This window comes from Jatrophihabitans sp., from assembly GCA_036399055.1.
In the GTDB taxonomy this organism is placed as follows: Bacteria; Actinomycetota; Actinomycetes; order Mycobacteriales; family Jatrophihabitantaceae; genus Jatrophihabitans_A.
On the sequence record DASWNX010000042.1, the window covers coordinates 13,378 to 25,032 of the forward strand.

At 65.7% G+C, this 11,655-nt stretch carries 10 protein-coding genes; all 10 read right to left on the bottom strand.

Annotated features, from left to right (window positions below; all coding sequences use genetic code 11):
- Window positions 1-6: 6 nt before the first annotated feature.
- Complete coding sequence (locus VGB75_19225; protein ID HEY0169181.1) at window positions 7-585, bottom strand: O-acetyl-ADP-ribose deacetylase; 579 nt, start codon at window positions 583-585, stop codon at window positions 7-9.
- The gene (locus tag VGB75_19230; GenBank protein ID HEY0169182.1) at window positions 582-1,043 is read right to left on the bottom strand and encodes an Rrf2 family transcriptional regulator; all 462 of its coding nucleotides are present in this window, start codon (window positions 1,041-1,043) and stop codon (window positions 582-584) included. Before VGB75_19230 ends, VGB75_19225 begins: the two co-directional genes overlap by 4 nt.
- 131 nt (window positions 1,044-1,174) lie before the next feature.
- Window positions 1,175-2,224, bottom strand: coding sequence for a sulfate ABC transporter ATP-binding protein (locus tag VGB75_19235; GenBank protein ID HEY0169183.1), 1,050 nt, complete (start codon window positions 2,222-2,224; stop codon window positions 1,175-1,177).
- 3 nt (window positions 2,225-2,227) lie between these two features.
- Entirely contained in the window at window positions 2,228-3,139 is a 912-nt protein-coding gene (locus VGB75_19240; GenBank protein ID HEY0169184.1) for a sulfate ABC transporter permease subunit, read from the bottom strand.
- Window positions 3,132-3,992, bottom strand: a complete 861-nt coding sequence (gene cysT / locus VGB75_19245; protein HEY0169185.1) for a sulfate ABC transporter permease subunit CysT — start codon at window positions 3,990-3,992, stop codon at window positions 3,132-3,134. The genes VGB75_19240 and cysT overlap by 8 nt, the downstream gene beginning before the upstream one ends.
- Complete coding sequence (locus VGB75_19250) at window positions 3,985-5,010, bottom strand: extracellular solute-binding protein (protein HEY0169186.1); 1,026 nt, start codon at window positions 5,008-5,010, stop codon at window positions 3,985-3,987. Before VGB75_19250 ends, cysT begins: the two co-directional genes overlap by 8 nt.
- Before the next feature lie 942 nt (window positions 5,011-5,952).
- Window positions 5,953-6,789: a HipA domain-containing protein gene (locus tag VGB75_19255; protein HEY0169187.1), complete on the bottom strand. Its 837-nt coding sequence runs from the start codon at window positions 6,787-6,789 to the stop codon at window positions 5,953-5,955.
- Window positions 6,786-8,402, bottom strand: a complete 1,617-nt coding sequence (locus VGB75_19260; protein ID HEY0169188.1) for a DUF262 domain-containing protein — start codon at window positions 8,400-8,402, stop codon at window positions 6,786-6,788. The genes VGB75_19255 and VGB75_19260 overlap by 4 nt, the downstream gene beginning before the upstream one ends.
- Window positions 8,403-8,711: 309 nt before the next feature.
- Entirely contained in the window at window positions 8,712-10,964 is a 2,253-nt protein-coding gene (locus tag VGB75_19265) for a polyribonucleotide nucleotidyltransferase (protein ID HEY0169189.1), read from the bottom strand.
- A gap of 335 nt (window positions 10,965-11,299) precedes the next feature.
- A complete protein-coding gene (rpsO, locus tag VGB75_19270) occupies window positions 11,300-11,569 on the bottom strand; it encodes a 30S ribosomal protein S15 (GenBank protein HEY0169190.1) in 270 nt (89 codons plus the stop codon).
- Window positions 11,570-11,655: the final 86 nt, after the last annotated feature.

Sequence of the window (11,655 nt, forward strand, 5' to 3'; positions counted from 1 at the left end):
GACAGCCTAAGCGGTGCCGCCCGCTGACCCGGTGGCAGCGGCCAGCACCTCGCGCGCGATGTCGAGCGTCTCGGGCTGCCAGAGCACCAACCGCGCTGTCTTGACGGACGTGCCTGGCGGCCGTGCCGAGCGCAGCACGTCCACGGCCACCTCGACGGCGCTGCGCACCGGCCATCGGTAGGCCCCTGCCGAGACGAGCGGAAACGCGACCGAGCCGGCGCCCAGCTCGTCAGCCACCTGCAGCGACCGGCGGTAGCAGGAGCGCAGCAGGTCGCCGCGGTCCTCGGTGTCGGAGTAGACCGGCCCGACGGTGTGGATCACCCAGCGGGCCGGCAGCCGGCCGGCGGTGGTCGCCACGGCGTGGCCGGTCGGCAGCCCGTGCGGATAGGCGTCGGCGCGCAGTGCCCGGCAAGCCCGGACGATCTCCGGCCCGCCCCTGCGATGTATGGCCCCGTCCACTCCCGAACCGCCGAGCAGGCTGGAGTTCGCGGCATTGACCACCGCATCGACGTGCTGCTCGGTGATGTCGCCGAGAACCAGCTCCAGTCGCATCCGCTCGCCCTCTTGATCGGCTCGCGCCGTCACCGGGCGCGCCGGGCCCAGGCCTGCGGGTCATCCACCATCTTGCGCACGTGCGGCGGCAGCTTGCCGGTGAGCAGTTGCTGCAGCGAGGTCTCGTCCAGCACCTTGCGCAGGCTGGCCCGCACCGCCACCCACAGGCCGGGCAGGTGCTGGGCCAGGCCGGTGTAGTTCATCTCGTCCGGACGCAGGCCCCGGACTTCGGCCAGCGGTCCGTCGACGGCTCGGATCACCGAGCCGATCGAGATCTCGCTGGCCGGCCGGGCCAGGGCGTAGCCGCCCTCGGAGCCACGCATCGACCGGACGATGCCGGCCCGCCGCAGGTCGCCCAGAATCGCCTCGACGAACTTTCGGGGCAGCTGCTGCTCACCCACCACGACGTCGATCTTGACCAGGTCGGGCGCCCGGGCCGCCAGGGCCAGCAGTGCCCGCACCGCGTAGTCACTCTTCGCTGAGATCTCCACCCGCGCATACTCTCAAACCCGGTGGGAAAAGGAGGAAAGCTCGCCCACGCCCCGCCCACGCCCACGCCCCGCCCAGCCCCGCCCCGCCTGGCCGAGCAGCCCGGTCGCGCCCGGCTCAGCCGAGCCCTCGCTCAGCCAGCCGTCAGCACGCTGGCGTGCGGCGAGGGCCGCAACCACACCCGGCTGCCGACCCGCAGGCCCAGCGCGTCGGCCTGGCCGCGGGTCAGCTGCACAGCGGTGGCGAGCTCGTCGGAAGCAGGCCCGCCGAGCTCTGATCCCTGCGTCGCCGATCCGCCGGGTGCCGATCCGCCGGGCGCCGATCCACCCAGCCCGGGCCCGTCCGCGCGCAGTTCGGCCCGGACCTGAAAGCCCACCCGGGTGAGCCGTCGCACGCTGGCCGGCACCGCTCCGACGCTGTCGGCGGTCAGCACCTCGATGTCGTGGGGGCGGACCAGGTGCTCGCCCAGCCGGGTCACCGGGCCGAGGAAGCCCATCACGAAGTCGTTGACCGGATGGTCATAGAGCTCATTGGGGCTGCCGACCTGCTCGATCCGGCCGTGGTTGATCACCACGAGCGAGTCGGCGACCTCCAGCGCCTCCTCCTGATCGTGGGTGACGAACACGGTGGTGACGTGCACCTCGTCGTGCAGCCGGCGCAGCCAGTCCCGCAGCTCCTTGCGCACCTTGGCGTCCAGCGCGCCGAACGGCTCGTCCAGCAGCAGCACTCTCGGCTCGACGGCCAGCGCCCGGGCCAGCGCCATCCGCTGCCGCTGCCCGCCGGAGAGCTGGGACGGCAGCCGGTCGGCGAACTGGTCCAGGTGCACCAGTTCCAGCAGCTCCTGCACCCGCTGCCGGATCTCAGCGGTGGGCCGCTTGCGGATCTCCAGGCCGAAGGCGACGTTCCGGTAGACCGACAGGTGCTTGAAGGCCGCGTAGTGCTGGAAGACGAAGCCGACGTTGCGGCGTTGAGCGGGGATGTCGGTGGCCTCCACGCCGTCGATCACCACCGACCCGCTGTCGGCCTCTTCCAGGCCGCCGATGATCCGCAGCAGGGTGGACTTGCCGCCGCCGCTGGGACCGAGCAGCGCGGTCAGCTGACCGCTCGCGACGTCGAGGTCGATGTCCTCCAGCGCGACGAAGTCGCCGAAGCGCTTGGTGATACCCCGGGTCTGGATGCCCATTGCCTACTTCTCACTCTGCTCGCGAGGACGGATTATCGAGATGATCACGATGCTCAGCGCGGCCACCGCGATCAGCACCACCGAGAGCTGGTACGCGCCCGGCTCGAACTGCTCGGCGCGCTCGTCGACCAGCAGCGTCACCGTCTGGGTCTGGCCGCCGACGTTGCCCGAGACCACCCGGACGGCGCCGAACTCACCCAGCGCTCGGGCGACGCTGAGCACCACGCCGTAGGCCAGGGCCCACTTGATGGTGGGCAGGGTGATCCGGCGGAACCGTTGCACGGCGTTGGCGCCCAGGGACCGGGCGGCCTGATCCTGCTCCAGGCCGGTCTCGGTGAGCACCGGCAGCACCTCGCGGACCACCAGCGGCAGTGACACGAACGCGGTCGCCAGCACCATTCCCGGGGTGGCGAAGATGAGCTGCACGCCGGCGTCCTGCAGCGCCGGACCGAACCAGCCGGTGGTCCAGCCGAACGCCAGGATCAGCGCCAGCCCCACGATGATCGGCGACACCGAGATCGGCAGGTCGATCAGCAGGTCCATCAGCCGCCGGCCACGAAACTGGTAGCGGGCCAGCAGCAGCGCCGCGCCCACCCCGAAGACGGTGTTGATCACCACCGCCGACCCGGCCACGATCGCGGTCAGCCGGAAGGCGGCCATCGCCTCGGGACCGCTGACGGCGTCGACGAAGGCGCCCGCGCCCTGGTCGACGGCGCGCCACAGCACCAGTCCCACCGGCAGGGCCACCAGGATGCCCACGTAGCCCACCGCCACCAGGCGCAGCGCCCACCGACTGCGGCTGGTCCGCCGCCGCCGGGCCGGCCGGCCGGTCACCGGCCGGGACTGCGCTGTGACCGCTCGCTCAGCCCCTGACCGCTCGTCCCCCGCCCGCTCGGCCACTGCTCGCTCAGCCACGGCGCGCCGCCCAGCGCTGCAGGCCGCGCAGCGAGGCCAGCACCAGCACGCTGATCAGCAGCAGCACGGTCGCCGTCGCCGCGGCGTCGGGCAGGTAGCCGCTCTCGATCTGCTGGAAGATGTACTGCGAGGCGACCTGGGTCCGGGGCAGCTGGCCGGAGATCAGGATGACCGCGCCGTACTCCCCCATCGCCCGGCCGAACGCCAGCGAGGCCCCCGCGGCGATCGCCGGCACGATGGCGGGCAGCACGATCCGCGTGAACGTCCGGATGGGACCTGCGCCGAGCGAGGCGGCGGCCTGCTCGGCGTCGGTCTCCAGCGACAGCAGCACCGGCTCGACGGTGCGCACCACGAACGGCAGGGTCACGAACAGCAGCGCCACCAGCACACCCGGCCGGGTGGCGTACCAGTTCACCCCGATCGGGCTGTGCGGGCCGTACAGGGTGTTGAGCACCAGCCCGGCGACGATCGTCGGCAGGGCGAACGGAATGTCGATCAGCACCTCGAGCACCCGCTTGCCGGCGAAGTCCTCGCGCACCAGCACCCAGGCGATCAGGGTGCCCATCACCGCGTTGATCAGGCTGACCGCGACAGCGGCCAGCACGGTCAGCCGGATCACCGACAACGCCTCTGAGGTGGTGACGGCGGCCCAGAAGTCATCCAGCCCGGCGCCGGCTCCCTTGGCCACCACCGCGGCCAGCGGCACCAGCACCAGCAGGCTCAGCCAGAGCACCGCCAGCCCCAGGCCCGCGCCCGAGGCGGCGCCCAGTCGCTGCCGCTCCTCCGAAGGTCGGCTGGCCTGTCTCCGCGGCGCGGGCCTCAACCCGGCCGGCGCGACCCTGAGCTCAGCCACTGGCGCCGCTGATGATCCGGGTCACGATTCCGGTGGTCTTGTCGAAGTACTTCTTGTTCACCGCGCTCCAGCCACCGAGGTCTGCGATGGTCTGCAGCTTGGCGACCTCCGGAAACGGGTTGGCCGGGTCGTTGGCGCCGGCCACGCTGCCCACCGCGACGTCGGAGATCACCGGCCGGAAGCCCTTGGCGATGAAGACCTTCTGCCCCGCCTCGCCGCGCACGAACTCCAGGAAGTCCTTGGCCGATTGCGGCGCGGTCTTGGTGACTGCTCCCGGGTTCTCGATCAGGATCGACTCGGCCGGAACCACGTAGTCCAGCGGCTGGCCCTTCTGCCGCGCCGCGATGGCCTCGTTCTCATAGGACAGCAGCACGTCACCGGTGCCGTTGAGGAACGTCGAGGTCGCGTTGGCGGCGCTGGAGGGCTTGCTGACCACGTTGGCGAAGAACGCCTTGAGGTAGTCCTGCGCCTGCGCCTCGGTCCCGCCGTGGGCGAGGATGTGGGCGTAGGCGGCCAGGACGTTCCACTTGGCCCCGCCGGAGGAGCCGGGGTCGGGCGTGACGATGTCGACATCGGGCTTGATCAGGTCGTCCCAGCCCTTGATCTGCAGCGGATTGCCCTTGCGCACCGCGATCACGACGACCGAGCTCGACACCATGCCTTTGGTGGGGCCGGTGTTCCAGCTCGGATCGACGAACTTAGGCACCAGCTTGGTCATGTCCGGCTCAAGCGAGAGCGCGACGTAGTCGGCTTTCTGGCCGTTGCTGACCGACTGGCTCTGGGTGCCGCTGGCGCCGTAGGAGGCGGCCCAGCTGACGCCCTTGCCCTTGTCGGTGGCCGAGAACGCCGCCGTGAGCGCCTCGTAGGCGGGCTTGGGCACCGAGAACGCGACCAGGGACAGCTGGCCGCCGGCCGAGGCATTGGACGACGAGCAGCCGGTCAGCGCCAGCAGGACAGACACTGCGGCTGCGACTAACGCCGCACCCCTGCGGGAGGTGGCGTGGGTGGTCGTTCTCATCCAAACTCCTATTGGCTCTGTCTTTCCGATCGGACTACAAGACAATACTGCGATCCTCCCCGACAACCAACCGCTCTGCGCGCCCATTCCCGACGCCCTGCATCGGACGGCGGAATGAGCGGCCAACCGGTCAACGCATGCAGTGCCCGTGTCAGTCCAGCCGTGGCTGGCACCGAGCGTGTGCAGCAACCCTCGATGCTTGGCCGCTGGCCGGCTTCGAGTTCCGTTGCTGACACGGGTCCCGCGCTCCAGCCGACCCAGTCAACTAGGACCACCGGCGAGCCGTCCGGGTAGCGGGCCTCTATGCGGTCTGCCTCGTTGTCGGCGGCCATCGACCCGTCCACCGAGCCGAGGCCGTCGCCCGCCGAGTATCAGCAACGCCACTGGAATCGCTAAGCCGCGCACTTCAGAGATTGAAGTTGGGGCGACCGGCTACAGCATGGTGTTCAGCTTTGCGTAGGCTCGCAATGCTTCTGCCGGCAGCACGTTCGCATTGTGGCAATCAATAATTTCGGTACTATAATAAGTACACTTATTCCTTACGTAGTCCAGCGAGTGGAAGCGTTGTGAGACGGCGCGTCAGATGCTCGTACTGTGGCGTTGGCAATGTATCTTTGAGTAGTGACCATGAGTCAAGGACGCGCTCAGCAGCGTTAGTCGCCCTTGAAATTGCGTTAGCTACGCCGTACTCAGTGACGGCACCCATTCGGTAAAAACTCCCGGGAGTCACTTCTTCGAACCCTTTTGAGCCATTTAAATTAAGCCCTAAGTTGTCTGCCTTCATATATAGTACCGTAGGAACAACATCGTACACTGGGCTCAACCGAGGATTCATTCCATCGGGGTAGGTCATTGCCCAATTTTTGAGGTGGGCATCACCGTTGCCAACGAGAACATTAAGAACGATCCGATCGATTACTTCGCTTACAGTTTCTAAGCCTGCTAGCCCTGCGGCAACGTTAGCAATCGCTTCAAAATGGTATAATCATACTTCGATCGCTCCCGCGCTGGAGGTATATCGAGAATTTGTGCAAACTCTTCTGCGTGTACTCGCCGCCCATCTTCTGAACGGTCGAATCGAGCCACCGCAAACGACAGCCGGTTGCTTACTTCCGCCCACTCTCCGAGACCCTTGACCTCACGTGCAGATAACAGCTGTACCTGTGGAATTTGAATACCAACTGCCCCAGCAAGCGTCATAGCAGCGAACTCTGCTTCGGGGACGCCTTGAAAGCCAGGTCGACCATCCGGAAGCTTCAGAATCATATTGCCAGCCGTACCAGAAACCGGAACGGTTAAGCCACGTGCAGATTTATGGATCGAAAATTTCATCTGTAAGCCGGCGAGACTAAATTTAAGCACAGGATCAACGCCCAGTGCCTCTTCATCCTCAGCTTGAACTGCCGGGGCCTCTGTCGCAGAATCCGAGTTCCAAGGAGCTACACGGACAGCTCCCGGCAAGTCTTCACTTCCAAGCGTTGCTAGGAGTTGCCACTCTCTCGTTTCATGGATTCCAGCTGCATTGGCTACCGCATGTCGGAGCTGGCCTTCTGGCAGGAGGTGGGAAAACCACCGAGGAAGTGCCACGTGACTACTTGGCCTCCAGCTAACGGGGCGATCCTCAAAAATCTGTCCAAGAACTGGACGTCGGGGCTGCGCCCAGTAGGAATCGTCTACCTCAAACCAGTTAGTGTTCTCGCGAGATCGAAGGATTCCGACGTCTATCCATTCGCCCGTAGGGCGCTGAAGTTGGACTAACAGCGCATCGACCTTAATCATGCAGACTCAGACTTAGGGTCAGGAACGAGAAGACTCGAAAGCGGTGGACGTGCATTCATGCCACTAGCGAGCTTGCTGTTCACCCTGGCAACGGTGAGGTCCTGCACATGTGCAGCCCGGTCAGCCAGGAAGCTGGTTATATCTCCAGCACGCAAAAAGGCTGCGGCCTCCCGAGTAATCGCGTGACTCGCTAGAATTGCATCATCTTCAAACCCAGAGAGAGGCTCCCAGTCCGGAAGCCAAAAGCCCCGAGCCCCGACATCAGATCGTTTTCGGGGAACCAGGTCACCAACTGCATCTACGCCATACTTACCGAGTGCCGCTGCAACGTCAATTGGCTTCCCTGTCGCTGGATCAAGCGGCTTAAGGGACGCTAACGTGATCAGTACCAAACGTGCATTCGCGTTGTCGGTTCTAAAGGGGGATAGCCCCAGCTCCTCAATTTCCTGATCGCGGATAGGCTCCAAAAGAGCCTTAACAGCTGTGAACTCATCCGGAGCCAAGTGAGGAAGTTTTTTCTTCGGATTTATTGTTCTTACTGCACGCCTGAGTGTAGGGGTTTGACCACCTTCGCGACCGAAGCCGTGAACCCATCCGCGCCATAACCACCGGGAAAGAAGTTTTTCCACCGACGGCTCTGGTTCTGAGTGCAAATGGAAGAACGCGGCAAGCACAGGAAGGGGAAAACTTGAGGGCAATAGAAGCTGGTGCACAACACCCTCTGCTTTAAGGAACTGAATGCTTCTATCCAGGGCATGTTCGGTCTGTTCATACCAATCCGCTGGATCTTCATCGTCCGCGAACTCTTCATGGATGTCGCGCTGAACGTCTCCTCCACGCATTGCCAGAAGACTTTGCACTACACGGCTTTCAGGGATCTCACCGAATCCGGTGCGCTGCAGTTCCTGCACAACCGTGGCAGGACTACCCGGCTGAGACTCGTTAGCAAACAAAGCATGAAATACTTGAGCGCGAGTGATCGGTTTGCCTGCGCTATTCACTCGATCAAAGACTTCGCGGAGCAGCCGCTCGTCGTTCCCCTCGACGATATAAGCAGGCACTCGATAATCCCGAAGGGCACCGCCTAACTCGTCAGCAAGTTCTAAGTCGCTTTCCTCTAGTTGATCGCCGTGACCTCTTAACCAGGCAAGTAGGCTGCGCGATTCAAGGGTCTCGCGTACAGGGATTGAGCGCGGAGGGGGCATCCCCCGGTTCGATCCGACAAACCGCCTGCGCGCCAAGTCGAAAAACACCTCAAAGCGCTCATCTACGAATAGGGGATCTGGAGAAAGCGCCGCTACTAGAGTTGTGATGCGCTGCTGGCCATCCACGACCATGAGTGCGTCACTTGACGCTGGAGCTCTAAGCTGCACACCTCCAAAGGCAATGGACTCAGCCGGCACCTGCTGACGCCATAGCAATAGCGTCCCAATCGGAAAGCCGCGGTAGATACTGTCGAAGAGACGGCGAACGTCGGCCGCGTCCCACACAAACGATCGCTGAAATCGGGGGACGCGCAGCTTGCCGGTCGAGGCTAGGTTCAGCAGCCGCGGGATGTCGTACGTCGCCGAGCTCGACATCGACCGATCGAGTGGTGGCGTCGCTACGCTCATAGCTCATCCCTTCATCGTCAACACGTAAGTCTAGTGTTTCACGCCCGCTTGGCGTGGCTTGGGAAGCGGCTACGGGTCAAGCGCCGGCCCTTGCCATAAGCGCTCCCCGGCATGCGCTGCGATCAGTTGCAGGGCGTCGGGACAAGAACACGCAACATCACAGCTCGATGACCATAAATCTCTCTGAACCGATCTGAGGCTTCGCATAGGTGACTCGATCAATCGAGCTCGTACAAAACGGGTGCCGGACCGAAGTCCGACACCCGCTTCTATGTAAATCAGATCGTAAGACAGAACAGGCAGCGCTGGTTACTCCTCGGTGGCGCCCGATCCGGCCGGAACCGTCTCGCCGGCGTTGGCGGCGTCATCGGCCACCGGCACCAGGCTGATCTTGCCGCGCTGGTCGATCTCGACGATCTCCACCTGCAGCTTGTCGCCGACGTTGACGACGTCCTCGACCTTGCCGATCCGCTTGCCGTTGCCCAGCTTGGAGATGTGCACCAGGCCGTCCTTGCCCGGCAGCAGCGAGATGAAGGCGCCGAACGCCGCGGTCTTGACCACGGTGCCCAGGAACCGCTCGCCCACCTTGGGCATCTGCGGGTTGGCGATCGCGTTGATCCGGTCTACCGCGGCGGCCGCGGCCGGCCCGTCCGAGGCGCCGACGTAGATGGTGCCGTCGTCCTCGATGCTGATCTGGGCGCCGGTCTCGTCCTGGATGGCGTTGATCATCTGCCCCTTCGGGCCGATCACCGCGCCGATCTTGTCCACCGGGATCTTGACCACGGTGACCCGCGGGGCGTACGGGCTCATCTCGTCGGGCCGGTCGATCGCCTCGGCCATCACGTCCAGGATGTGCAGCCGGGCGTCGCGAGCCTGGGACAGGGCCGCGGCCAGCACCTCGGACGGGATGCCGTCCAGCTTGGTGTCCAGCTGCAGCGCGGTCACGAAGTCCTTGGTGCCGGCGACCTTGAAGTCCATGTCGCCGAAGGCGTCCTCGGCGCCGAGGATGTCGGTCAGCGCCACGTACTCGGTCTTACCGTCGACCGTGTCGGAGATCAGGCCCATCGCGATGCCCGCGACCGGCGCCTTGAGCGGCACACCGGCGTTGAGCAGGCCCAGCGTCGAGGCGCAGACCGAGCCCATCGACGTGGAGCCGTTGGAGCTCAGCGCCTCGGACACCTGCCGGATCGCGTACGGGAACTCGTCGCGGCTGGGCAGCACCGGGATCAGGGCACGCTCGGCGAGCGCGCCGTGCCCGATCTCACGCCGCTTGGGCGAGCCCACCCGGCCGGTCTCGCCGGTGGAGTACGGCGGGAAGTTGTAGTTGTGCATGTAGCGCTTGGTGCGGCTCGGGCTCAGGGTGTCGAGCTTCTGCTCCAGGCCCAGCATGTTCAGCGTGGTGACGCCCAGGATCTGGGTCTCGCCGCGCTCGAACAGCGCCGAGCCGTGCACCCGCGGCAGCACCTCGACCTCGGCTGACAGCGTCCGGATGTCGGTGAGGCCCCGGCCGTCGATGCGGATCTTGTCGCGCAGCACCCGCTGGCGGATCAGGCTCTTGTTCAGCGACCGGTAGGCGGCGCCGATCTCCTTCTCGCGGCCGGCGAACTGCTCAGCCAGCTCGGACCTCGCCTGCTCCTTGACGCGGTCCAGCTCGAGCTCGCGGTCCTGCTTGTCGGCGATGGTGAGCGCCGCGGCGGTGGCGTCGCTGTAACCGGCCGTGACCGCCTCGAGCACGTCGTCCTGGTAGTCCAGGAACACCGGGAACTCCCGGGTCTCCTTCGCGGCCGCGGCGGCCAGTTCGGACTGCGCCTGGCACAGCGTGGCGATGAACGGCTTGGCTGCCTCGAGCCCGGCCGCGACGACCTCTTCGGTCGGCTTGGTCGCGCCACCGGCGACGAGGTCGATGGTGTTCTCGGTGGCCTCGGCCTCGACCATCATGATCGCGACCTCATCGGCGGCGCCGTCGGCGCCCTTGACGACTCGGCCGGCGACCACCATGTCGAAGGTGGCCCGCTCAAGCTCGGTGTGGGTCGGGAAACCCACCCACTGGCCCTCGATCAGCGCGACCCGGGTGGCGCCGATCGGGCCGTTGAACGGCAGGCCGGAGATCTGGGTGGATGCCGAGGCCGCGTTGATGGCCAGCACGTCGTAGGCGTGGTCGGGGTTGAGCGCCATCACCGTGATGACGACCTGGACCTCGTTGCGCAGACCCTTGATGAAGGTCGGGCGCAGCGGGCGGTCGATCAGCCGGCAGGTGAGGATCGCGTCCTCGGACGGGCGGCCCTCACGCCGGAAGAACGATCCCGGAATCCGGCCGGCGGCGTACATCCGCTCCTCGACGTCGACCGTCAGCGGGAAGAAGTCGAACTGCTCCTTGGGGCTCTTGCCGGCCGTGGTGGCCGACAGCAGCATGGTGTCCTCGTCGAGATAGGCCACCACCGAGCCCGCGGCCTGCTTGGCCAGCCGGCCGGTCTCGAACCTGATCACGCGGGTGCCGAAGGATCCGTTGTCGATGGTGGCCACGGTCTCGGTGATGCCGTTTACGGCGTCGTTTTCGGACATAGGAGTCCGCCTCTCTGTTGGCAGCGCGGTGCGCTGTTACGAGCCGGGCGGAGCGAGTCACGCGCACATCGGTGAGCCGAGGGATCTCGGCGGGTGCGGTGCCGGTCTTCGATCGAAGCGCCTGAGCGATGAGGGCCTAGCCCTGGGTTCAGGACGCCACTACCGAGGACCGACCTCGTGGAGCCGCACTGTCTTCGGCGCCAACGTGCGGTTGACGCGAGCGCTCAGCTCCGGCATGGGATTCAGTTGTCAAGATCGCGCAGAGCGGCATTCGGTTGAAGGCGCCCCGCACAACGAGAACGGGAGCCCTGCGATGCGCAGGGCTCCCGGCGGCGCTATCGGCGCAAGCCGAGCCGCTCGATGATCGAGCGGTAACGGTTGACGTCGGTCTTGATCAGGTAGTTCAGCAACCGGCGGCGCTGGCCGACCAGCAACAGCAGGCCACGGCGGCTGTGGTGGTCGTGCTTGTGGCCCTTCAGGTGCTCGGTGAGGTCGGCGATCCGACGGCTGAGCATGGCGATCTGCACCTCGGCCGACCCGGTGTCGGTGTCAGAGGCGCCGTACTCGGTGATGAGCTGCTGCTTGACGTCCTTGGTTAGCGGCACGACGCTTCTCCTCGATCTTATGCAGGAACGCCCCGTCGGTTTGACTCACGACAGGTGATGAACGCAGCTGCTGGCACTCGGCGGCG